The organism is Pseudomonas sp. BCRC 81390 (assembly GCF_030341915.1).
GTDB lineage: Bacteria > Pseudomonadota > Gammaproteobacteria > Pseudomonadales > Pseudomonadaceae > Aquipseudomonas.
In genome coordinates, this window is record NZ_JATAAG010000005.1 from 89,724 (window position 1) to 113,232 (window position 23,509).

Annotated in this window: 18 protein-coding genes and 7 tRNA genes; 19 read left to right on the forward strand and 6 right to left on the reverse strand. The window is 62.9% G+C overall.

Annotated elements, in window-relative coordinates; genetic code table 11:
* Positions 1 to 33 precede the first annotated feature (33 nt).
* Positions 34 to 109: transfer RNA gene (locus QSV36_RS02880), tRNA-Asn, on the reverse strand.
* 62 nt (positions 110 to 171) lie between these two features.
* The gene (locus QSV36_RS02885) at positions 172 to 1,368 is read right to left on the reverse strand and encodes an amino acid aminotransferase (protein WP_225776885.1); all 1,197 of its coding nucleotides are present in this window, start codon (positions 1,366 to 1,368) and stop codon (positions 172 to 174) included.
* 287 nt (positions 1,369 to 1,655) lie between these two features.
* On the opposite strand from QSV36_RS02885, the gene uvrB reads away from it, so the two are divergent.
* A complete protein-coding gene (gene uvrB / locus QSV36_RS02890) occupies positions 1,656 to 3,671 on the forward strand; it encodes an excinuclease ABC subunit UvrB (protein ID WP_289129656.1) in 2,016 nt (671 codons plus the stop codon).
* Between the two features lie 176 nt (positions 3,672 to 3,847).
* On the opposite strand, the gene QSV36_RS02895 is transcribed toward uvrB, so the two are convergent.
* Positions 3,848 to 5,398, reverse strand: a complete 1,551-nt coding sequence (locus tag QSV36_RS02895; RefSeq protein WP_289129688.1) for an MDR family MFS transporter — start codon at positions 5,396 to 5,398, stop codon at positions 3,848 to 3,850.
* Positions 5,388 to 6,443, reverse strand: coding sequence for an HlyD family secretion protein (locus QSV36_RS02900; protein WP_289129658.1), 1,056 nt, complete (start codon positions 6,441 to 6,443; stop codon positions 5,388 to 5,390). Before QSV36_RS02900 ends, QSV36_RS02895 begins: the two co-directional genes overlap by 11 nt.
* 143 nt (positions 6,444 to 6,586) lie before the next feature.
* Here QSV36_RS02900 and gltX point away from each other — a divergent pair, with 143 nt between their 5' ends.
* The 12 genes from gltX (at position 6,587) to QSV36_RS02960 (ending at position 12,817) form a co-directional block, all read left to right on the forward strand.
* Positions 6,587 to 8,068, forward strand: a complete 1,482-nt coding sequence (gene gltX, locus QSV36_RS02905; protein ID WP_289129660.1) for a glutamate--tRNA ligase — start codon at positions 6,587 to 6,589, stop codon at positions 8,066 to 8,068.
* Positions 8,069 to 8,402: 334 nt separating this feature from the next.
* A tRNA-Ala gene (locus QSV36_RS02910) sits at positions 8,403 to 8,478 on the forward strand.
* Between the two features lie 71 nt (positions 8,479 to 8,549).
* Positions 8,550 to 8,625: transfer RNA gene (locus QSV36_RS02915), tRNA-Glu, on the forward strand.
* Positions 8,626 to 8,678: 53 nt separating this feature from the next.
* Positions 8,679 to 8,754 (forward strand) — tRNA-Ala (locus QSV36_RS02920).
* A gap of 42 nt (positions 8,755 to 8,796) precedes the next feature.
* A tRNA-Glu gene (locus QSV36_RS02925) sits at positions 8,797 to 8,872 on the forward strand.
* 61 nt (positions 8,873 to 8,933) lie between these two features.
* A tRNA-Ala gene (locus tag QSV36_RS02930) sits at positions 8,934 to 9,009 on the forward strand.
* Between the two features lie 42 nt (positions 9,010 to 9,051).
* Positions 9,052 to 9,127 (forward strand) — tRNA-Glu (locus QSV36_RS02935).
* A gap of 167 nt (positions 9,128 to 9,294) precedes the next feature.
* Complete coding sequence (locus QSV36_RS02940) at positions 9,295 to 9,834, forward strand: TetR/AcrR family transcriptional regulator (protein ID WP_289129662.1); 540 nt, start codon at positions 9,295 to 9,297, stop codon at positions 9,832 to 9,834.
* A gap of 13 nt (positions 9,835 to 9,847) precedes the next feature.
* Positions 9,848 to 10,681, forward strand: coding sequence for an alpha/beta hydrolase (locus tag QSV36_RS02945; protein ID WP_289129664.1), 834 nt, complete (start codon positions 9,848 to 9,850; stop codon positions 10,679 to 10,681).
* Positions 10,682 to 10,772: 91 nt separating this feature from the next.
* The gene (locus QSV36_RS02950) at positions 10,773 to 11,207 is read left to right on the forward strand and encodes an acyl-CoA thioesterase (protein WP_046617041.1); all 435 of its coding nucleotides are present in this window, start codon (positions 10,773 to 10,775) and stop codon (positions 11,205 to 11,207) included.
* A 51-nt stretch (positions 11,208 to 11,258) separates the two neighbouring features.
* Positions 11,259 to 12,230 carry a tRNA dihydrouridine synthase gene (locus tag QSV36_RS02955; protein WP_289129666.1) on the forward strand — a complete coding sequence of 324 codons (972 nt, stop codon included), beginning with the start codon at positions 11,259 to 11,261 and terminating at the stop codon, positions 12,228 to 12,230.
* Between the two features lie 143 nt (positions 12,231 to 12,373).
* Entirely contained in the window at positions 12,374 to 12,817 is a 444-nt protein-coding gene (locus QSV36_RS02960; protein ID WP_225776893.1) for an Hsp20 family protein, read from the forward strand.
* A gap of 93 nt (positions 12,818 to 12,910) precedes the next feature.
* On the opposite strand, the gene QSV36_RS02965 is transcribed toward QSV36_RS02960, so the two are convergent.
* Together QSV36_RS02965 and QSV36_RS02970 are read right to left on the reverse strand one after the other, a co-directional pair.
* Positions 12,911 to 16,207 (reverse strand): PAS domain S-box protein, encoded by a 3,297-nt coding sequence (locus QSV36_RS02965; protein WP_289129669.1) that lies wholly within the window; start codon positions 16,205 to 16,207, stop codon positions 12,911 to 12,913.
* 60 nt (positions 16,208 to 16,267) lie between these two features.
* Positions 16,268 to 17,146 carry a LysR family transcriptional regulator gene (locus tag QSV36_RS02970; protein ID WP_289129670.1) on the reverse strand — a complete coding sequence of 293 codons (879 nt, stop codon included), beginning with the start codon at positions 17,144 to 17,146 and terminating at the stop codon, positions 16,268 to 16,270.
* Between the two features lie 130 nt (positions 17,147 to 17,276).
* On the opposite strand from QSV36_RS02970, the gene leuC reads away from it, so the two are divergent.
* From leuC to QSV36_RS03000, 6 genes are all read left to right on the forward strand, one after another.
* Complete coding sequence (gene leuC / locus QSV36_RS02975; RefSeq protein WP_289129672.1) at positions 17,277 to 18,710, forward strand: 3-isopropylmalate dehydratase large subunit; 1,434 nt, start codon at positions 17,277 to 17,279, stop codon at positions 18,708 to 18,710.
* Positions 18,707 to 19,351 (forward strand): 3-isopropylmalate dehydratase small subunit, encoded by a 645-nt coding sequence (gene leuD / locus QSV36_RS02980; protein WP_289129674.1) that lies wholly within the window; start codon positions 18,707 to 18,709, stop codon positions 19,349 to 19,351. The genes leuC and leuD overlap by 4 nt, the downstream gene beginning before the upstream one ends.
* Before the next feature lie 132 nt (positions 19,352 to 19,483).
* Complete coding sequence (locus tag QSV36_RS02985) at positions 19,484 to 20,248, forward strand: class I SAM-dependent methyltransferase (RefSeq protein ID WP_289129677.1); 765 nt, start codon at positions 19,484 to 19,486, stop codon at positions 20,246 to 20,248.
* 54 nt (positions 20,249 to 20,302) lie between these two features.
* Entirely contained in the window at positions 20,303 to 21,385 is a 1,083-nt protein-coding gene (gene leuB / locus QSV36_RS02990; protein ID WP_289129680.1) for a 3-isopropylmalate dehydrogenase, read from the forward strand.
* Positions 21,386 to 21,448: 63 nt separating this feature from the next.
* On the forward strand, positions 21,449 to 22,561 hold the full coding sequence (gene asd, locus QSV36_RS02995; RefSeq protein ID WP_023660790.1) for an aspartate-semialdehyde dehydrogenase: 1,113 nt from the start codon (positions 21,449 to 21,451) through the stop codon (positions 22,559 to 22,561).
* 699 nt (positions 22,562 to 23,260) lie between these two features.
* On the forward strand, positions 23,261 to 23,509 hold a 249-nt coding region (locus QSV36_RS03000; protein ID WP_289129682.1), incomplete at its 3' end, for a transposase.

Genomic DNA, 23,509 nt, shown 5'->3' on the forward strand with positions numbered 1-23,509 from the left:
CGGTGCTTGCGCATCCGGGGGCTTTTCAGTATTTGGCTCCGCGACCTGGACTCGAACCAGGGACCCAATGATTAACAGTCATTTGCTCTACCGACTGAGCTATCGCGGAATCTGCGCGTATCTTACTGATTGCCAGGGGGAAGTCAAGCCACCCCCTGGCACATCAAGTAGTTACAGCACTTCGACGATGGCCTTGGTGACCACGTGGATGTTGCTCTGGTTCAGTGCGGCTACCGCGATGCGGCCGGTGTCCAGGGCGTAGATGCCGAAGTCGTTCTTCAGGCGGGCGACCTGTTCAACGGTCAGGCCCGAGTAGGAGAACATGCCGACCTGGCGGCCAACGAAGCTGAAGTCGCGCTTGGCGCCGTACTGGGCCAGCAGCTCGACCATCTGCTTGCGCATGCCGTGGATGCGCTCGCGCATTTCGGCCAGTTCGGTTTCCCACATCTGGCGCAGTTCGGCACTGTTCAGCACGGTGGCAACGATGGTCGCGCCGTGGGTCGGCGGGTTGGAGTAGGTGGTGCGGATCACACGCTTGACCTGCGACAGTACACGGGTGCTTTCGTCCTTGGATGCGGTGACGATCGACAGCGCACCGACGCGCTCACCATACAGCGAGAACGACTTGGAGAACGAGCTGGAGACGAAGAACTCCAGGCCCGATTCGGCGAACAGGCGCACGGCAAAGGCGTCTTCGGCGATGCCGTCACCGAAGCCCTGGTAGGCCATGTCGAGGAATGGCACGTGGCCCTTGGCCTTGACCACTTCCAGCACGTTTTTCCAGTCGTCCAGGTTCAGGTCGACACCGGTCGGGTTGTGGCAGCAGGCGTGCAGTACCACGATCGAGCCGGACGGCAGCTTGTTCAGGTCTTCCAGCATGCCGGCGCGGTTCACGTCGTTGGTCGGCGCGTCGTAGTAGCGGTAGTTCTGCACCGGGAAGCCAGCCGATTCGAACAGGGCGCGGTGGTTTTCCCAGCTCGGGTCGCTGATGGCGACCACGGCGTTCGGCGAGATACGCTTGAGGAAGTCGGCGCCGATCTTCAGCGCGCCGGTACCGCCCACGGCCTGCACGGTGACCACGCGGCCAGCGGCCAGCAGCGGCGACTCGGCGCCGAACAGCAGCTTTTGTACAGCCTGGTCGTAGGAGGCGATGCCGTCGATCGGCAGGTAGCCGCGCGAGGCGTGCTGGGCAGCACGCTGGGTCTCGGCTTCGATCACGGCACGCAGCAGCGGAATGCGGCCTTCCTCATTGCAGTAAACGCCTACGCCCAGGTTGACCTTGTCGGTACGTGGGTCGGCGTTGAATGCTTCGTTGAGGCCCAGAATAGGGTCGCGGGGTGCCAGCTCGACAGCGGAAAACAGGCTCATTGTTACCTTGGCTCTGATTGGAGTGTGATAGGACGTACACGCTCCAGCCGAATGCACTGAAGCGGTGCACAAACGGGGTGTCAGTATAGTGATACCGACCGGTCACCGCGACACTATGGCGCAGCTTTTCCCGCCATTTGCGCAAATATTTTTCGACCATTGGTCTAAATGCCAGGTCCACCGTAACAAGCACTCACAGCTATCCCTTGAAAGCACCCCCGGGCGTGCGTATTTGGGTATAGACTACTGGCTAAATTTACAGTTGCTGCAACACCGCGAGGTCCCTCATGTCCGAGTTCCAGCTCGTCACCCGTTTCCAGCCGGCCGGCGATCAGCCCGAGGCCATCCGCCAGATGGTCGAAGGTATCGAGGCGGGGTTGTCGCACCAGACATTGCTCGGGGTGACCGGCTCGGGCAAGACGTTCAGCATTGCCAACGTCATCCAGCAGGTGCAGCGCCCGACCTTGGTGCTGGCGCCGAACAAGACCCTGGCTGCGCAGCTGTATGGCGAGTTCAAGGCGTTCTTTCCGAACAACGCGGTGGAGTACTTCGTTTCCTACTACGACTACTACCAACCCGAAGCCTATGTGCCGTCGTCCGACACCTTCATCGAGAAGGACGCATCGATCAACGACCATATCGAGCAGATGCGCCTGTCGGCAACCAAGGCGTTGCTGGAGCGGCGCGATGCGATCATCGTCACCACGGTCTCGTGCATCTACGGCCTGGGCAGCCCCGAGACCTACCTGAAGATGGTTCTGCACGTCGACCGCGGCGACAAGCTTGACCAGCGTGCGCTGCTGCGACGCCTGGCCGACCTGCAATACACTCGCAACGAGATGGACTTCGCCCGTGCCACCTTCCGCGTGCGTGGCGATGTAATCGACATCTTCCCGGCCGAATCGGACCTCGAGGCGATCCGTATCGAACTGTTCGATGACGAGGTGGAGAACATCGCTGCCTTCGACCCGCTGACTGGCGAGGTCTTCCGCAAGCTGCCGCGCTTCACCTTCTACCCCAAGAGTCACTACGTAACCCCGCGGGAAACCCTGCTGGATGCAGTCGAGGGCATCAAGGAAGAGCTCAAGGATCGCCTGGAGTACCTGCACAAGGCCAACAAGCTGGTGGAGGCGCAGCGCCTGGAGCAACGCACCCGCTTCGACCTGGAGATGATCCTCGAGCTGGGCTACTGCAACGGCATCGAGAACTACTCGCGCTACCTGTCCGGACGCCCGGCCGGTGCGCCGCCGCCGACCTTGTACGACTACCTGCCGCCTGATGCCTTGCTGGTCATCGACGAGTCCCACGTCAGCGTTCCGCAGGTAGGCGCCATGTACAAAGGCGACCGCTCACGCAAGGAAACCCTGGTCGAATACGGTTTCCGCCTGCCCTCGGCGCTGGACAACCGGCCCATGCGTTTCGACGAGTGGGAGGCGGTCAGCCCGCAGACCATTTTCGTCTCCGCCACGCCAGGCCCCTACGAGGCCGAGCACGCCGGGCGCGTGGTCGAGCAGGTGGTGCGCCCGACCGGCCTGGTCGACCCTCAGGTGGAAGTGCGCCCGGCGCTGACCCAGGTCGACGACCTGCTGTCGGAAATCCGCAAGCGCGTGGCACAGGGTGAGCGAGTGCTCGCCACCACGCTGACCAAGCGCATGGCCGAAGACCTCACCGACTATCTGGCCGACCACGACGTACGGGTGCGTTACCTGCACTCGGACATCGACACCGTCGAGCGGGTGGAGATCATCCGTGACCTGCGCCTGGGGACCTTCGACGTGCTGGTAGGCATCAACCTGTTGCGTGAGGGCCTGGACATGCCCGAGGTGTCGCTGGTGGCGATCCTCGATGCCGACAAGGAAGGCTTCCTGCGTTCCGAGCGTTCACTGATTCAGACCATCGGCCGCGCGGCGCGCAACCTCAATGGCCGGGCCATCCTGTACGCGGACCAGATTACCGGTTCGATGCAGCGGGCCATCGACGAAACCGAACGCCGCCGCGAGAAACAGATCGCCTTCAACCAAGCCCATGGCATTGTGCCCAAGGGCGTGGTCAAGGACATCACCGACATCATGGAAGGTGCGACCGTGCCTGGCGCGCGCAGCAAGAAGCGCAAGGGCATGGCCAAGGCGGCGGAGGAGAGTGCCCGTTACGAGGCCGAGCTGCGTACGCCAGGCGAGATCACCAAGCGCATCAAGCAGCTGGAAGAGAAGATGATGCAGTTCGCCCGCGATTTGGAATTCGAGGCCGCGGCGCAATTGCGCGACGAAATTGCCCAACTGCGCGAGCGGTTGATCACCAGCTGAAGTCTGGCGCTGACCTTGTGGGAGCAACTGTCTTGCTCACATGTTCAAAGCTGGCGTTATTCCTGTGGGGAGCGGGCTTGCCCCGCGAACACGGGCGAAGCCTGTGCCATTCACTGCGTCGCCTGCTTCGCGGGTAAACCCGCTCCCACAGGGATCGCATAGCCTCTGAATTTGGCTCAATGGGCTTCCCCAGCCTTCAATCCCTCCGGCAACTTCCGGGTCAGCAAGACCGCCACCATGCTCACCGCCAGCCCGATCCCCACAAAGTGGAACGCATCGTTGTAAGCCATGATCAATGCCTGTTTATGGGTAATCTCGCTCAACTTGCCCAGCGCCGCATTGTCATTCCCCAGCCGCTCCGCCAGTTGCGCCAACCGCTCGGCCACCAGCGGGTTGCTCGGCACCACAGCTTCCCTCAAATAATCGAAGTACACCTTGGTCCGTGCATCCAGCAGCGTGGCCAGTAGCGCAATGCCGATCGCCCCGCCCAGGTTGCGCAGGATATTGAACAGGCTCGACGCCGACCCGGCATCCTGCGGCTGGATATACGCCGTGGCGATCAGCGAGATGGTCACCATGATCATCGGCTGGCCGATGGCGCGGATGATCTGGATATGGTTGAACTGCGGCCCGGCGAAATCCGGATTGAGCACCCCCGAGCCGAAACTGGCGGCACCGAACAGGCAGAAGCCCAAGGCGCACAACACCTTGGGCGACACCACTTTCATCAACTGCGGTACCAGCGGGATGAGGAATAGCTGCGGGATGCCCATCCACATGATCACCTCGCCGATTTGCAGGGCGTTGTAGCCCTGCACTTGCGCCAGGTACAGCGGCAACAGATAGATCGAGCCATACAGGCCCACGCCCATGCCCAGGCTGGCGATGCTCGACAGGCCGAAGTTGCGGTTGCCGAGGATGCGCAGGTTGATCAGTGGCTGTGGCCTGGAAAACTGCAGGATGACAAAAGTGATCAGGCTGACCAGGGCGATGCTGCCGAGGCCGACGATCAGTTGCGACTCCAGCCAGTCCTTGCGGTGGCCTTCCTCCAGAAACACCTGCAGGCAGCCCAGCCCCAGCCCCAGGGTGACGATACCGGCGTAGTCGGTGCTTTTCAGCAGCTCCCAATGTGCGTCCTTCTTCTCCAGCCCGTACAGCAGGCCAGCGATCATTACCAGGCCGGGCGGGATGTTGATGTAGAAGATGTATTCCCAACCCCAGTTTTCAGTCAGCCAGCCACCCAGGGTGGGGCCGATCGAGGGGGCGAATGTGGCGGTCATGGCAAACATGGCCATGCCCTTGGCACGGTGGTGCTCGGGCAGCTTGATCAGGGTCAGGGTGAAGGCCAGCGGGATCAATGCGCCGCCGGTAAAGCCCTGCAGGGCGCGGAACAGGATCATGCTTTCCAGGTTCCAGGCCATCGAACACAGCAGCGACGCCAGCAGGAAGCCGCCGGATACCCAAACCGCCAGGCGCCGCGCCGACAGTAGTTGCACCAGCCAGGCGGTGAGCGGAATCATGATGATTTCCGCCACCAGGTACGAGGTGGAAATCCACGAGCCTTCCTCCAGCGTCGCCGACAATGCACCCTGGATGTCCTTCAGCGACGAGTTGGTGATCTGGATGTCCAGTACCGCCATGAAGGCGCCGAGCATTACGCTCATTACCGCGATCCAGTCGCGCCGGGTCGGCTCCGCAGTGGGCCTGAGCAACACGTCACCGGCCATTTCGGCCTTCGTCTTCACTGCGCAGGTCGACGGTGGCGGTCACCGACATGCCCGGGCGGATGCGCCCGTGCAGCGGGTTGTCGGCGCGGAAGGTCAGCTTGACCGGAATGCGTTGCACCACCTTGGTGAAGTTGCCGGTGGCATTGTCGGGTGGCAACAGGCTGAATTGCGCGCCAGAGGCGGCGAACAGGCTGTCGACCCGGCCTTCGATCGGTGTGTCGGGGTAGCTGTCGAACAACAGTTCAGCGCGTTGCCCGGGCAGCATGCGGCCGATCTGGGTTTCCTTGAAATTGGCCTGCACCCAGATGTCTTCGTCCGGCACGATCGACAGCAGGTAGGCACCGGCCTGCACCACCTGGCCGTCGCGTGCGCTGCGCTGACCAATGGTGCCGCTGATCGGCGCATGGATTTCACAGCGGGTCAGGTTCAGTTCGGCCTGGGCGAGGTCGGCGCGGGCATTGACGATTTGCGCATCGAGGCGCTTGAGTTCGGCGCTCAGCGCGTTGACCTGCTGGCGCTGGCTTTGCAGGTCGGCGCGGGCCTTGTCGACCTGCGAGCCGGCTACATGGCTGTCGGCCGACAACGTGGTGACCCGTTCCTCCGAGACGAAGCCCGGCTTGCGCAGCTTCTCGGCGCGGCTAAGGTCCAGGCGCGAGCGGTCGAAGGTGGCCTGGCTGGCCGCCACCTGGGCCTGGCCGGCGGCAATCAGGCTGGCCTGCTGGGTGAGGCGGCTTTGTGCCTGCACCTGCTCGGCCTCGCGGCTGGCCAGGGCGGCGCGAGCCCGTTGCACGGCAAGTTCGAAGTCGGCAGCCTCCAGGCGCACCAGCAGGTCGCCCTTGTTCACGTGTTGGTTGTCTTCGACCGCGACAGCATCGATACGTGCGCCCAACTGGCTGGAAATGCGCGTGATCTCGCCCTGCACGTAGGCGTTGTCGGTGCTTTCGTAGAAGCGCCCCTTGAAGTACCAGTGGCCCAAAAAGGCGAGGGCAATGGCTGCCACCAGGATGAAGAAGGCCAGCAGGCGACATTTGAGTTGGGCAGGCATGAGCACTATCGTTCCAGAAATGTAAACAAATTTAACAGCGGCATGGGGGGCATCGACAAGTGTCGTTCGCGCCATTGCTGGAGCCCGGTGCCTGCCTCCTGCTAACATCCCGCCTTTGTTTCATCTTTCGTTCGAGACCCTCCATGACCACCGTACGCACGCGTATCGCGCCATCGCCTACCGGCGACCCCCATGTCGGCACTGCCTACATCGCCCTGTTCAACTACTGCTTTGCCAAGCAGCACGGCGGTGAGTTCATCCTGCGCATCGAAGACACCGACCAACTGCGCTCCACGCGCGAGTCGGAACAGCAGATCTTCGATGCCCTGCGCTGGCTCGGCATTGAATGGAACGAAGGCCCGGACGTCGGCGGCCCGCACGGCCCGTACCGGCAGAGCGAGCGCGGCGAGATCTACGCGAAATATGCCAAGCAGCTGGTTGACGCCGGCCATGCCTTCTATTGCTTCTGCACCGCCGAAGAGCTGGAGCAGATGCGTGCCGAACAGCAGGCCCGTGGCGAAACCCCGCGCTACGACGGCCGCGCGCTGTTGCTGAGCGCCGAGGAAGTGCAGCGCCGCCTGGACGCTGGCGAGCCGCACGTGATCCGCATGAAGGTGCCGAGCGAAGGCGTGTGCGTGGTCCCGGACATGCTGCGTGGCGATGTCGAGATCCCGTGGGACCGCATGGACATGCAGGTACTGATGAAGAACGACGGCCTGCCGACGTACTTCCTGGCCAACGTGGTCGACGACCATCTGATGGGCATCACCCACGTGCTGCGCGGCGAAGAGTGGCTGCCATCGGCGCCCAAGCTGATCAAGCTGTACGAGTACTTCGGCTGGGAGCAGCCCAAGCTGTGCTACATGCCGCTGCTGCGTAACCCGGACAAGTCCAAGCTGTCCAAGCGCAAGAACCCGACCTCGGTGACCTTCTACGAGCGCATGGGCTTCATGCCCGAGGCGATGCTCAACTACCTGGGCCGCATGGGCTGGTCGATGCCGGACGAGCGGGAGAAGTTCTCGCTGGCGGAAATGGTCGAGCACTTCGACCTGTCGCGTATCTCGCTGGGTGGCCCGATCTTCGACATCGAGAAGCTGTCCTGGCTGAACGGTCAGTGGCTGCGCGAGCTGCCGGTCGAAGAGTTCGCCGCACGCCTGCAGAAGTGGGCGTTCAACCGCGACTACATGATGAAGATCGCCCCGCACGTGCAGGGCCGGGTGGAAACCTTCAGCCAGGTTGCCCCGCTGGGTGGTTTCTTCTTCGAGGGTGCGCTGAAGCTCGACGCCAAGCTGTTCGAAAGCAAGAAACTGTCGGCCGACCAGGTGCGCCAGGTGATCCAGCTGATCCTGTGGAAGCTCGAAAGCCTGCGCCAGTGGGAAAAGGAACGCATCACCGGGTGCATCCAGGCCGTGGTCGAGGCGCTGGAACTGAAGCTGCGTGACGCCATGCCGCTGATGTTCGCCGCCATCACCGGCCAGGCCAGCTCGGTGTCGGTGCTCGATGCCATGGAAATCCTTGGCCCGGACCTGACCCGCTACCGCCTGCGCCAGGCCCTGGACCTGCTGGGTGGGGTGTCGAAGAAAGAAAACAAGGAATGGGAAAAGCTGCTGGCGTCCATCGCCTGATAGCGCTCCAAAGGCCTTGGCTGAGCCCGGTAGGAGCGGCCTTGTGCCGCGAAGGGACCGCAACGCGGTCCCGCGTTTTCAGCTTTAACGCAAAAATTGCCGGGGCCACTTTGCGGCCCTTTCGCGGCACGAGGCCGCTCCTGCACGGGCGCTGCCCTTCGATTTACCAGGGCAGGGCGGTAAGTGATTGTTATCTGTGAAAATTTTTTTGAATATTTTGAAAAATTAGTTTGACAGCCCTGCAATCCGATCTTAATATGCGCCCCGTCCACAGCGATGAACGAAAACGAAACGTCAGGCACCCAGCCAGCGCTTCGGTTCAGAGCGACATTGTGGGGCTATAGCTCAGCTGGGAGAGCGCCTGCATGGCATGCAGGAGGTCAGCGGTTCGATCCCGCTTAGCTCCACCAAATTCCGTTTGACAGCCAAGGCTGTCGAGCAAGACCGGGTCCAGCAACCGGGTCTTGAAGGTAGAAGGTTCGTCCCCTTCGTCTAGTGGCCTAGGACACCGCCCTTTCACGGCGGTAACAGGGGTTCGAGTCCCCTAGGGGACGCCAGTTTTGCACAAGCGATGTTTCACGATGTCGCTGGGCCGAGAGGCTAGAAATCCGGGGCTATAGCTCAGCTGGGAGAGCGCCTGCATGGCATGCAGGAGGTCAGCGGTTCGATCCCGCTTAGCTCCACCAATTTTGCCGCGGTTCGCGCAAGCGGATCGGCACGAAGGTTACGTCCCCTTCGTCTAGTGGCCTAGGACACCGCCCTTTCACGGCGGTAACAGGGGTTCGAGTCCCCTAGGGGACGCCACTTTTCCTGCGTTTTGCAGGGCTTAAAAAGGCTCGTCGGTTATTGATGAGCCTTTTGTTTCGGGGCTATAGCTCAGCTGGGAGAGCGCCTGCATGGCATGCAGGAGGTCAGCGGTTCGATCCCGCTTAGCTCCACCATTTCTGCCAGGGTTCACGCACGTGAATCTTCGCGAAGGTTACGTCCCCTTCGTCTAGTGGCCTAGGACACCGCCCTTTCACGGCGGTAACAGGGGTTCGAGTCCCCTAGGGGACGCCACTTTTACCCGCGTATTGCGGGACCTTTAAGGCTCATTCGCTTATTGAATGGGCCTTTTGTTTTTTCCCCTCAAAAATGCCTGGCCGACAAATGGCCGCTGAATTCGCTTGCGAAAAAATATGACGAGAATAATATTTCGGTCATCATATTTCATCGGTGAGTTTCTGATGAGCGACAAGAAAAGCAGAACCCGCGAACGCATTCTCGAAGCGGCGCGCAGCGCCCTGGTCCAGCATGGACCGGCCGAGCCCAGCGTCAGCCAGGTGATGGGAGCGGCAGGGCTGACTGTCGGGGGGTTCTATGCCCATTTCGACAGCAAGGACGACATGATGCTCGAGGCGTTCCGCCAACTGCTGGTCGAGCGCCGGGCGTTGCTGGCCCAGCTCGATCCCAGCCTCGACGGTGCCGAGCGACGGGCCTTGGCCGGCGCCTTCTACCTGTCGCGCAAGCACCGCGATGCCGAGGTGCATGCCTGCCCGTTGCCCAACTCGCTGGGTGAAATGCAGCGCCTGCCAGAGGCTTTTCGCGAGGTGCTGGCCGAACACATCGAATTGATGACAGCCGCCATGGTCGACCGCCCCGAAGACGCCGACAAGGCTCTGGCCGACTTGGCCCTGATGATAGGTGGCCTGGCCCTGGCCCGCGCCCTGGGCAGCAGCGAGCTGTCTGACCGCATTCTACGCGCCGCCAAATCGGCGGTGCTCTGACGGGAGCATGGCGATGACGAACCTGAGCTGGATTCGTGGTGTCAATGGCGCCTTGGGCCACCTGGCCCCGGAGCACGTTGCGGGCAAGATGCGCCGTGCATTCATGACCCCGCGCAACCTGCCGCCAAGGCAGTGGGAGCTGCCCGTGCTGGCCAGCGCCGAACGCATCACCCTGCGCTTCGGCTTGTCCGCGTTGCGTTGGGGCAAAGGGCCGACCGTGCTACTGATGCACGGTTGGGAAGGACGCCCGACCCAGTTTGCCGCCTTGATCGAGACCCTGGTCCAGGCCGGGCACACCGTGGTCTCGCTGGACGGGCCGGGGCATGGTCGTTCACCTGGCCAGCAGGCGCATGTGGTGCTGTTTGCCCGGGCATTGCTGGAGGCTGCCGCCGAATTGCCGCCGCTGCGCGCGGTGATTGGCCATTCCATGGGCGCTGCCAGTGTGTTGCTGGCGTTGCAGATGGGACTGCGCGCCGAAGCGGCGGTGAGTATTGCTGCGCCGGCGCAACTGCTCGGCGTACTGCGTGGTTTTGCCCATCGCCTGGGGTTGCCGGCCCGGGCGCGGGCCGCGTTCATTCGCCAGGTGGAGCGGGACGTCGGCATGCAGATTGCGCGGCTCGATGTCAGTGGCTATCAGCTGGAGTTGCCGGGGTTGGTGGTGCATGCCGCCGATGACGCACTGGTGCCTGCCAGCGAAGCCCAGGCCATTCACAAGGCCTGGTTCGACAGCCGGCTGTTGCTGCTGGAGGAGGGCGGGCACCAGCGCGTATTGGCTGATCCGCGCCTGGGTGAGGCCGTGCTCGAACTGCTGGCCCAGGCCGCTGCGCCAGCGCGGCAAACTGCCTGATCGACGCGCCGGGCTTCCAGGCAGGCACAGAAGGTCTGGACATTCCCGCCCAGGTCGCTGCTAAATCCGCTTTTGCGCCAAGGAAGCGAACATGAGCTGGGACCTGGCAACACCTTTCGTCATCGATCTGCGCGTCGGTAGCGAGGATATCGATGGCCTCGGCCACGCCAACAACGCCGTCTACGTGACCTGGCTGGAGCGCTGCGCCTGGCGCCACTCGCAACGCCTGGGCCTGGACCTGGCCGAATACCGCCGGCTGGACCGGGCCATGGCCGTTGTTCGCCACGAGATCGATTATCTGGCCGCCGCCTATGAAGACGACGAGTTGCAGCTGGCCACCTGGATCATCGACTGGGACCAGCGCCTGCGCATGACCCGGCGCTTCCAGCTCAAGCGCCCGCGCGACGGCGTGACCCTGCTGCGCGCCCAGACCACCTTCGCCTGCATCGAGCTGTCCAGTGGCAAGCCCAGGCGCATGCCGGCGGAATTCCTCGACGGTTACGGCCCGGCGCTGATCGGCGCCTGAAACGCCGGCAATCTTTGTTAGACTGCCGGCTTTTTCCGCCGAGACCCCGACATGCAAATTGCCCTGGCCCCCATGGAGGGGCTGGTCGACAACATCCTGCGCGACGTGCTGACCCGCGTCGGCGGTATCGACTGGTGCGTCACCGAGTTCATTCGCGTGTGCGACCGTCTGCTGCCGCCTGCCTCGTTCGACAAGCTGGCGCCTGAGTTGCGCAATGGTGCCCGAACTGCCGCCGGGGTACCCATGCGTGTGCAATTGCTGGGCTCCGACCCGGTGTGCCTGGCGGAAAACGCCGCGCTGGCCTGCGAGCTGGGGGCGCCGGTGATCGACCTGAACTTCGGTTGCCCGGCCAAGACTGTGAACAAGTCGCGCGGTGGGGCGGTGCTGCTCAAGGAGCCGGAATTGTTGCACGCCATTGTGCGTGAAGTGCGCAGCGCCGTGCCGGCGCATATCCCGGTAACGGCAAAGATGCGCCTGGGCTTCGACAGCCCCGATGGCGCGCTGGACTGTGCCACCGCGCTGGCCGAGGGCGGCTCGGCGCATCTGGTGGTGCATGCGCGGACCAAGGTCGAAGGTTACAAGCCGCCGGCCCATTGGGAGTGGGTGGCGCGGGTACAGGATGTGGTCAAGGTGCCGGTGTTCGCCAATGGCGAGATCTGGACCGTGGACGACTGGCGGCGCTGCCGTGAAGTCAGTGGTGCCGAACACATCATGCTTGGCCGCGGGCTGGTCTCGCGCCCGGACCTTGGCCTGCAGATAGCCGCGGCGCGGGATGGGCGGGAGTACCTGCCGCTGGCCTGGAACGACCTGCTGCCGTTGCTGCGCGAATTCTGGCGCCAGGCCCAGGCCAAGCTGTCGCCGCGTTATGCGCCGGGACGGATGAAGCAGTGGTTGGCGATGCTGACCCGCAGTTACCCGGAGGCGGTGGTGCTGTTCGCCGAGTTGCGTCGGGAAGACGACTGCGCGCGTATCAGTCGCCTGCTGGGGGTTGAAGCGCAAGCGGTGACGGCATGCGTTGCCTGATCCGGCGTTTGCGTGGGCACTGATGCAAGATTTTTTTGCTGCCCCTCTTGAAAGCCGTTCTGCCGCCCCTATCTCTTGAGTACGCGATGCCGAAGTCGGGTCGCGTAGTGACTTTACTTGCTGAATCTCAGGAGTTAATGACCATGAACACTGCTTTCTCTCTCGCTCCACTGTTCCGCCATTCCGTAGGGTTCGACCGTTTCAACGACCTGTTCGAATCTGCGGCACGTAACGAGGCCGGTAGCAGCTACCCGCCCTACAACGTGGAAAAGCATGGCGATGACCAATACCGCATCGTGGTAGCCGCAGCCGGCTTCCAGGAGCAGGACCTCGATCTGCAGGTCGAGAAAGGTGTCCTGACCGTGTCCGGTGGCAAGCGCGACAATGGCGCCGAAGAGGTGACCTACCTGCATCAGGGTATTGCGCAACGCGCCTTCAAGCTGTCGTTCCGCCTGGCCGACCATATCGAAGTCAAGGCTGCCGGCCTGGCCAATGGCCTGCTCAGCATCGACCTGCTGCGCATCGTGCCTGAAGAAGCCAAGGCCAAGCGCATCCCGATCAACGGCGAACAGCCAGCGCTAAACTGATCGCGGCGAGGTGAAAAAGGGCACCCCCAGGGGTGCCCTTTTTTGTGTCCGCTGTAATGGCCCTTGTGCGCTCCTACAGCGAGCGTGTCAGGTTCAGTAATCTGCCGGAGCCTCCAGCAACATCTGCCGAAACTCCGGCAAGGGTAACGGCCGGCTGTGCAGGTATCCCTGGTACAAGTGACACCCCAACCGTTCCAGAAACTCCAGCTGCTCGCTCAGTTCCACCCCTTCGGCAATCACTGCCAGGTCCAGGCTGCGGGCCATGGCCACGATGGCGCGGACGATTTCGGCATCGTTGGGGTCCATCGGCGCATCGCGCACGAAGGTCTGGTCGATTTTCAGGGCGTCCACCGGCAGGCGCTTCAGGTAGGTCAGCGAAGAGTAGCCGGTGCCAAAGTCGTCCATCGCGAAACTCACCCCGTGGCGCTTCAGCTCGCGCATCTTGCTGATAGTATCCTCCAGGTTCTGGATGACGATGCCTTCGGTGATTTCCAGCTTCAGCATCTGCCGGGGCAAACGGTAGTCGTCCAGGCTGCGCAGCACGCGTCCGACGAAGTCGTTCTGGCGGAACTGTCGTGGGCTGATGTTCACGCACAGGCTGAAAGTGTCTGCCTCGACCAGCCCGTCGGCCAGCATGCGGGCACAGGCGTCGCAGGCTTCGTCGAGAATCCAGCTGCCAACTTCCAGGATCAGGCCACTTTCTTCCAATACCTGAATGAATTGCGCCGGTGGCTGCTGGCCCAGCTCCGGGTGGTGCCAGCGCAGCAGTACCTCGGCGCCGACGATGCGGTTGTCACGAGCATCGACCTGCGGCTGGAAGTGCAGCGCCAGTTCGCCGCGGGCCAGGGCCAGGCGCAGGTCGTTCTCCATGCGCAGGCGTTCGCTGGCCGCTTTCTGCATGGTGGTGTGGAACAGCTGGGTGGTGTTGCGCCCGGAATCCTTGGCCCGATACAGGGCGATATCGGCACGCTTGAGCAGGTCGGCCGGCGTGGCGCCATGGTCCGGGATCAATGCGACGCCGATGCTGGGCGTCACCTGCAGGCGCTGGCCGTCCAGTGACATCGGTTCGGCCAGCAGTTCACGCAGGGTATCGGCCAGTTCACGCACTTTTTCTTCGACCAGATCACGGCTGCCTTCCAGGCCGCTCAGCAACACCACGAATTCGTCGCCACCCAGGCGTGCCACGGTGTCCTCCAGGCGTACGCTGGCTTCCAGCCGCGCGGTGATGATCTTCAGCACCGTGTCGCCCACCGGGTGGCCCAGCGAGTCGTTGATGTGCTTGAAATGGTCGAGGTCGAGGAACAGCAGCGCGCCGCGCAGGTTGTGGCGCTTGAGCAGGGCGATCTGTTGGCTCAGGCGGTCCATCAGCAAGGCGCGGTTGGGCAGGTTGGTCAATGGGTCGTGGTAGGCCAGGTGGCGAATCTGCGCTTGTGCGTTCTTCAGCTGACTGACATCGCGGGCGTTCAGCAGCAGGCAGTCGACCTCGTTGAGGGTGATGGGCTCGACCGACACCTCCACGGTGAGGATATCGCCACGCTTGTTGCGCCCGAGCATCTCGCGGTGGTGTACCCGGCCGCGCTCGCGCAGCTCTGCCAGCAGGGCGCTGCGTTGCTTGTCGTCGGCCCAGATGCCGACCTCGTACACTGTGCGGCCGACCACTTCGGCAGCGCTGTAGCCAGTCAGGCGGCAGAAGCCGTCGTTGATTTCCAGGTAACGGCCGCTGTAGCGTTCGGTGATGGTGATGGCGTCAGGGCTGGAGTGAAAGGCTTTGGCGAACTTCTCCTCGCTGGACTTGAGCGCTGCCTCGGCCCGTTGCTGCTGGGTGATATCGCGCAGCGTTGTCACGCTGCAGGGCTGGCCGTCGACGGTGATGAGGCGGCTGGAAATCACGCAGGTCAACGGCCCCCCGTTGCGGTGGTTGACCACCACGGCGACGTTGCTCAGGGCCTGTTCACGGATCACCCGCTCGATGCGTTGCGCCCGCTCGAAGGTCTCGGCCCACAGGCCGATTTCCTCGGCGGTGCGGCCGATGACCTGGTCTGCGCTCCAGCCGAAGGTCTGGGTGAACGCCGGGTTGATCTCGATGAACTGGCCGGTGTCCTGGCGGTTGACGCAGATCGGGTCGGGGCTGACCTGGAACAGGCTGGCGAACTTCTCTTCCGAAGCGCTCAGGCGCTGTTCGCGTTCCACCTGGTCGGTGATGTCGAGCAAGGTGCCGGCCATGCGCAGCGGGTTGCCCTGCTCGTCGCGGTACAGCCGGGCGCGGCTTTCGATATAGCGCGAAACGCCGTTTTCCAGTTGAACCTGGTAGGTGATCTGGTAGTTGCCGGCAGGCCCCTCGCGCAGGCTGCGGTAGGCCTGGCGCATCACGTTGCGCTCCTGCTCCGGCACGCCTTCGAAAAACGCGTCGAACGATTCGTGAAAGGGGATCGGCGGCAAACCGTGCAGTTGTGCGGCGCGGGCCGAGCCATAGAGCATGCCGCTGGGGATATGCCAGTCCCAGGTGCCCAGCTGTGCCGAGTCCAGTGCCAGGTCGAGGCGCTCCTGGCTGTCCTTCAGGGCCTGCTCGGCGCGTTTGCGTTCGGTGGTGTCCATGAACGTGCTGAGGAGATAGGTCACACCCTCCAGCTCTATGCCCTGGGTGCAGAGGATGCCGTCATGGATCTTGCCGCTGACGGCGCGGAACTGGACTTCCAGGCTCAGCGGGCCGCTGTTGTTACGGGCCAGTTCCAGCAGTTGCTGGCGCTGTTCGGGGTTGGTCCACAAGCCCAGTTCCAGGCTGGTCTTGCCGATCACCTGGCTACCAGGCCAGCCGAACATGTTTTCGAAGTGCTGGTTGACCTCGAAAATCATGCCGTCGTCACGGCGGGTCAGCAGGATGGCGTTGGGGCTGAGGTGAAACAGGGTGGCGAAGCGCTTTTCCGAGTTGATCAGTGCTGTTTCCCGTTCGCGCTGGCGGGTGATTTCACGAATGACCCCGATCATCTGCGGGCGACCTTGCTGGTCGTGGGTCAGGCTGCCGTTGATTTCCAGCCAGTGCAGGCTGCCATCGGGCCAGCGGATGCGGTGACGCATGGCTTTTTCCGCCGGCTCGCCGTTGACCACGGCCTGGAACAGCTGGCGGGTACGGGCGCGGTCCTCCTCCGGCAGCAGGTCGAGGTAGTCGATATCGCTGGATAGCGGCTTGTGCGGGTCGAAGCCGAACAGCGCCTGGGTGCCACGCGACCAGCTCACCCGGCCGGTCTGTATGTCCCACAGCCAGGCGCCCAGCCGCGCCCCGTTGAGTGCGGCCAGCAGTTGCGGGGCGTTCTGCCAGGCCTGTTCCGACTCCTGGGGATCGGCCGCCGGGATACGCGGCAGGCGCGGAAAACGGTTCGCTGATTTGGGCATCGGTACCAGACCTTTGGCGTATGACGCGTCCTTTGGGATGAAAACCGGGCTGACGACCGGTCAGGCGGGCCCCGCGTGGCTGTCGAGCAAGGCCATGAATGCCCTGGCCGCGTTCGATAACGTACGCTCAGTGTGCAAAATGTAGCCTAGCTGGCGCGACAGCTGTATGCCCGGCAAAGTGATGGGTGCAACCTGTTCATCAAGCATGGTGCGCGGCAGCACGCTCCAGGCCAGGCCGATCGACACCATCATCTTGATGGTTTCCAGATAATTGGTGCTCATGGCGATGTTCGGGGCCAGGCCCTGGCTTTCGAACAGGCGCTGGACGATATGGTGGGTGAAGGTGTTGCCGCCCGGGAACACCGCCGGGTGACGGGCGACGTCGGCCAGACTGACCGCCTGGTTGGCGGCCAGTGGGTGCTCAGGCGCGGCCACGAAGTCGAGGGCGTCGTCCCACACCGGCATGGCCTTGACCAGGTGATGTGGCTCGGGCGCAAGGGTGATCACCGCAATCTCGGCGCGGCCATGCAGAATTTCATCGTAGGCCTGTTCCGAATCCATGAACTGAATATCCAGTGCCACGGCCGGATATTGGCGGGTGAACGCGCGCAACAGCGGCGGCAGCCGGTGCAGGCCGATGTGATGGCTGGTGGCCAGGGTCAGGCGACCGCTGACTTCGCCGGTCAGGTTGGTCAGCGCCCGGCGGGTATCATCGAGCACATTGAGAATCTGGTAGGCGCGCGGCAGCAAGGCGCGGCCAGCCTCGGTCAAGGTGACTTCGCGGCCCAGCCGGTCGAACAGGCGCACCTCCAGTTGCTGTTCCAGCCCGGCGATGCGTTTGCTGACCGCCGGCTGGGTCAGGAACAGGCGTTCGGCTGCCCCGGAAAAGCTTCCGGTTTCGGCGATGGCAATGAAGGCGCTAAGGTTGGCCAGGTCCATGATCTGAATTCCTGTTGGTTATCCAAAGCATAAAAATTATGAATTTGAGTTATTCAATCTAACGCCCTAGCATCGACCGCACAAGCCAAGGGGTCTTTGGCATAGAAAGACGCTGATGAGGAACAGTCTGATGGCTGGCAAAACGCTCTACGACAAACTCTGGGAAGCCCATGAGGTCAAGCGCCGTGATGACGGCTCGTCCTTGATCTACATCGACCGCCACATCATCCACGAAGTGACGTCGCCCCAGGCCTTCGAAGGCCTGCGCCTGGCCAACCGCAAGCCGTGGCGCATCGACGCCAACATTGCAACGCCGGACCACAACGTGCCGACCACGCCGGAGCGCAAGGGCGGTATCGAAGCCATCGTCGACCAGGTGTCGCGCCTGCAGGTGCAGACCCTCGACGAAAACTGTGACGAGTACGGCATCGTCGAATTCAAGATGAACGACGAGCGCCAGGGCATCGTCCACGTCATCAGCCCGGAGCAGGGGGCCACCTTGCCGGGCATGACCGTGGTCTGCGGCGACTCGCACACCTCCACCCACGGCGCCTTCGGTGCCCTGGCCCACGGCATCGGTACCTCCGAGGTCGAGCACGTGCTCGCGACCCAGTGCCTGGTCGCCAAGAAGATGAAGAACATGCTGGTGCGCGTGGAAGGCCAGTTGTCTGCCGGCGTTACTGCCAAGGACATCGTCCTCGCGGTGATCGGCAAGATCGGCACCGCCGGTGGTAACGGCCACGCCATGGAGTTCGCCGGCAGCGCCATTCGCGAATTGTCGATGGAAGGCCGCATGACCATCTGCAACATGTCCATCGAAGCCGGTGCCCGCGTCGGCCTGGTGGCGGTGGACGACACCACCGTCGCCTATGTCGAAGGCCGCCCGTACGCGCCCAAAGGCGAACAGTGGAAGCAGGCGGTCGCAGCCTGGAAAGGCCTGGTTTCCGACGCTGACGCGGTGTTCGACACCGTGGTCGAGCTCGACGCTGGGCAAATCAAGCCGCAGGTCAGCTGGGGCACTTCGCCGGAGATGGTCCTGGCCGTCGACCAGCGCGTACCGGACCCGGCTGCCGAGCCGGACCTGATCAAGCGTGGTTCGATCGAGCGTGCCCTCAAGTACATGGGCCTGGCCGCCAACCAGGCGATCACCGACATCAAGCTCGACCGCGTGTTCATCGGCTCTTGCACCAACTCGCGCATCGAAGACCTGCGCGCCGCAGCCGCAATCGCCAAGGGCCGCAAGGTCGCGGCCAACGTCAAGCAGGCACTGGTGGTGCCGGGCTCGGGCCTGGTCAAGGCCCAGGCCGAACGCGAAGGCCTGGACAAGATCTTCCTCGAAGCCGGTTTCGAATGGCGTGAACCAGGCTGCTCGATGTGCCTGGCGATGAACCCGGACCGCCTGGAGAGCGGCGAGCACTGCGCGTCCACCTCCAACCGCAACTTCGAAGGCCGTCAGGGCGCCGGTGGCCGTACCCACCTGGTCAGCCCGGCGATGGCCGCCGCCGCCGCGGTGACCGGCCACTTCATCGATGTCCGCGAGTTGATCCAAGGGAGCGCAGCATGAAAGCCTTTACCCAGCACACTGGCCTCGTCGCCCCGTTGGACCGCGCCAACGTCGACACCGACCAGATCATCCCCAAGCAGTTCCTGAAGTCGATCAAACGCACCGGCTTTGGCCCCAACCTGTTCGACGAGTGGCGTTACCTGGACGTGGGCCAGCCCTACCAGGACAACAGCAAGCGCCCGTTGAACAAGGAATTCGTGCTCAACCACGAACGTTACCAGGGCGCCAGCGTGCTGTTGGCGCGGGAGAACTTCGGTTGCGGCTCCAGCCGTGAGCACGCGCCGTGGGCGCTGGACGAGTACGGTTTCCGCAGCGTGATCGCGCCGAGCTTTGCCGACATCTTCTTCAATAACAGCTTCAAGAACGGCCTGCTGCCGATCATTCTCAGTGATCAGGAAGTCGACGAGTTGTTCAAGCAGGTCGAAGCCAACCCGGGCTACCAGCTGGTCATCGACCTGCAGGCGCAGGCCGTCACCCGCCCGGATGGCAAGGTGCTGCACTTCGAGATCGACGCATTCCGCAAGCACTGCCTGCTCAACGGCCTGGACGATATCGGCCTGACCTTGCAGGACAGCGACGCGATCAAGGCTTTCGAAAGCAAGCATCGCGCAGCGCAGCCTTGGCTGTTCCGTGATGCCTGATTGTTTGTAGGTGGCAGTACCGGCCTCTTCGCGGGCATGCCCGCTCCCACAGAGAGCAGCGCTGTACCTGTGGGAGCGGGCATGCCCGCGAAAGGGCCGGTACAGGCGGCAAGAAACCAAAAGGATCGAGACATGACCAGCACCACCCACACCGATGTGGTCCAACGCCAGTTCGGCGAACAGGCCAGTGCCTACCTCAGCAGCACCGTGCACGCCCAGGGCAGCGAATTCGCCCTGCTGCAGGCCGCGCTGGCGGGGCAGGGCCATGCCCGCGTGCTGGACCTGGGCTGCGGTGCCGGCCATGTCAGTTTCCAGGTCGCCCCGCTGGTGGCCGAGGTGGTCGCCTACGACCTCTCGCAAGCCATGCTCGACGTGGTCGCCAGTGCCGCTGCCGAGCGCGGCCTGGCCAATATCACCACCGAGCGCGGTGCCGCCGAACGCCTGCCGTTCGCCGATGCCTCGTTCGACTTCGTCTTCAGCCGCTATTCGGCGCACCACTGGAGCGACCTGGGGCTGGCCCTGCGCGAAGTGCGCCGGGTGCTCAAGCCGGGCGGCGTGGCAGCCTTCATCGACGTCATGTCGCCGGGAAGCCCGTTGCTCGACACCTACCTGCAAACGGTGGAAGTGCTGCGCGATACCAGCCACGTACGTGACTACTCCGCCGCCGAATGGCAGCGCCAGGTCAGCGAGGCCGGGCTGCACGTGCGCAGCCACACCCGCCAGCCGCTGCGCCTGGAGTTCGCCAGCTGGGTCGAGCGCATGCGCACCCCCGAGCCGATGCGTGTGGCCATCCGCCAGTTGCAGCAAGCCATGGGCGAGGAAGTACGGCAGTATTACCAGATCGAGGCCGATGGTTCGTTCAGCACGGATGTGCTGGTGTTGTGGGCCGAGCGTTAAGAACTTTTCGGTGTGGCCCGCTTGGCCGCACCGCGTGAATGGATAGAGGAAAGCATGAGCAAGCAGATTCTGATTCTCCCAGGTGACGGTATCGGCCCGGAAATCATGGCCGAGGCGGTCAAGGTACTGGAACTGGCCAACGACAAGTTCCAGCTCGGTTTCAGCCTGGCCCACGACCTGATCGGTGGCGCCGCCATCGACAAGCACGGCGTGCCGCTGGCCGACGAGACCCTGGAACGTGCGCGCAAGGCCGATGCCGTGCTGCTGGGCGCCGTGGGCGGGCCGAAGTGGGACAAGATCGAGCGTGACATCCGCCCGGAGCGCGGCTTGCTGAAGATCCGTTCGCAACTGGGGCTGTTCGCCAACCTGCGCCCGGCCATCCTCTATCCGCAACTGGCCGATGCCTCGTCGCTCAAGCCGGAGATCGTCTCGGGCCTCGATATCCTCATCGTCCGTGAACTGACCGGTGGTATCTACTTCGGTGCACCGCGTGGCCAGCGCGAGCTGGAGGGCGGCGAACGCCAGGCCTACGACACCCTGCCGTACAGCGAAAGCGAAGTGCGTCGCATTGCCCGGGTCGGCTTCGACATGGCCCGCGTGCGCGGCAAGAAGCTGTGCTCGGTGGACAAGGCCAACGTCCTGGCGTCCAGCCAGCTGTGGCGTGAAGTGGTCGAGGACGTGGCCAAGGACTACCCGGATGTCGAGCTGAGCCACATGTACGTCGACAACGCTGCCATGCAGCTGGTGCGGGCGCCCAAGCAGTTCGACGTGATGGTGACCGACAACATGTTCGGTGACATTCTGTCGGATGAAGCTTCCATGCTGACCGGTTCCATCGGCATGCTGCCTTCGGCGTCGCTGGATGCCGACAACAAGGGCATGTACGAGCCGTGCCACGGCTCGGCGCCGGACATCGCCGGCCTGGGTATCGCCAACCCGTTGGCGACCATCCTGTCGGTGTCGATGATGCTGCGCTACAGCTTCAACCAGGCGGTTGCCGCCGAAGCGATCGAGAAGGCCGTGAGCGTGGTCCTGGACCAGGGCCTGCGCACCGGCGACATCTTCTCGGAAGGCTGCCGCAAGGTGGGTACGCAGGAAATGGGCGACGCAGTAGTCGCAGCGCTGCGGAATCTGTAATCTCTCTGGCCCGCCATCCAAAATTCCCGGTGGCGGCCCACTTTTAGCAAAGGTGTAGTTGCGATGAAACGTGTAGGTCTGATCGGTTGGCGCGGTATGGTCGGTTCCGTGCTCATGCAGCGGATGCTGGAGGAGCAGGACTTCGACCTTATCGAGCCGGTGTTCTTCACCACCTCCAACGTCGGTGGCCAAGGCCCGAACGTGGGCAAGGATACTGCTCCACTCAAGGACGCTTATTCGATCGAAGAACTCAAGACCCTCGACGTGATCCTGACCTGTCAGGGCGGCGACTACACCAACGAGGTCTTCCCCAAGCTGCGTGAAGCCGGCTGGCAGGGTTACTGGATCGATGCCGCTTCGTCCCTGCGCATGCAGGATGACGCGGTAATCATCCTCGACCCGGTCAACCGCAAGGTCATCGACCAGCAACTGGACGCTGGTACCAAGAACTACATCGGCGGCAACTGCACCGTCAGCCTGATGCTGATGGGCCTGGGTGGCCTGTTCGAAGCCGGCCTGGTCGAGTGGATGAGCGCCATGACCTACCAGGCGGCGTCCGGTGCCGGCGCGCAGAACATGCGTGAGCTGATCAAGCAGATGGGCGCAACCCACGCTGCCGTGGCCGATGACCTGGCCAACCCGGCCAGTGCCATCCTCGACATCGACCGCAAGGTTGCCGAAACCATGCGCAGCGAAGCGTTCCCGACCGAGAACTTCGGTGTGCCGCTGGCCGGCAGCCTGATCCCGTGGATCGACAAGGAACTGCCGAACGGCCAGAGCCGCGAAGAGTGGAAGGCCCAGGCCGAGACCAACAAGATTCTCGGCCGCTTCAAGAGCCCGATTCCGGTCGACGGCATCTGCGTGCGCATCGGCGCCATGCGTTGCCACAGCCAGGCGCTGACCATCAAGCTGAACAAGGACGTGCCGCTCGCCGACATCGAAGGCATGATCAGCCAGCACAACCCATGGGTGAAGCTGGTGCCGAACCAGCGTGAAATCAGCATGCAGGAGCTGACCCCGACCAAGGTGACCGGGACCCTGAACATTCCGGTTGGTCGCTTGCGCAAGCTGAACATGGGGTCGCAGTACCTCGGTGCGTTCACCGTCGGTGACCAGCTGCTGTGGGGTGCGGCCGAACCGCTGCGCCGCATGCTGCGGATTCTGCTGGAGCGTTGATCGTTCTGGTTTGACCGAAAACCCGCGCTGGCGACAGTGCGGGTTTTTTATTTCCTGTCCTGCCACGTCTCAGCTTGGTTTTTACTTTTACTGTTACTTTTGCTTTTTGCTTTTTGCTTTTTGCTTTTTGCTTTTTGCTTTTTGCTTTTTGCTTTTTGCTTTTTGCTTTTTCTTCTAAGCGCGCGATAGTTCAGGCGCCGCCGAATGCGACTTCAGGAGGCCGAGCGAAGGGCATGCGGAGGGAGGTGACGGGCATGGATGCCCGTCAAGCGCTGAGGCCCCATGGATGGGGCCTGCAGCGCGTCCTCCCGGGAGCATGCCCGTAGCGAGGGGACCCCGGAGCGTAGCGTAGGGGCCGGATGATGGGAGCCATGTACGGGTTACTTTTTGTCGCGTTTGACAAAAAGTGACCCGCCGTAAGGGCGGAAAGGTGATTAAGCGCCACCTTTGAAAATGAATGTTGACCTTGTTGTTGAAGCCTACGCCTGAAAGCAAAAGAAAAGCAAAAGCAAAAGCAAAAAGCGGGGTAGCACCGGTTTTTATCGCGCGCAAAGTCCATTGGCGATGGCGACGCTGACTCACCTTTTCGCCCTTACGGCGAGTCACTTTTTGCCAAACGCGGCAAAAAGTAACCATGGGCCTGCCCCGTGACAACGGACGCCAAGAAGCGATACTTACATCGCTATCTTGGAGGTTGTCATGTACCCAACCACTCGCCGCAATTACACCGATGAGTTCAAAATTCAGGCCGTTGCGCTGGCTGAAACGCTTGGCAGGACGGAAGCTGCTCGCCAGCTGGAGATGTCTGTGAAGACGTTGGACAACTGGGTCAATGCTTCCCGCAACGGCCAGCCATTGAGCTCTCCTGACCGTCGCGCAATCACCAGAGAGGACAGCGAGTTAGCACGATTGCGAGCCGAGAACGCCGAGCTGAAACTGGAGCGTGAA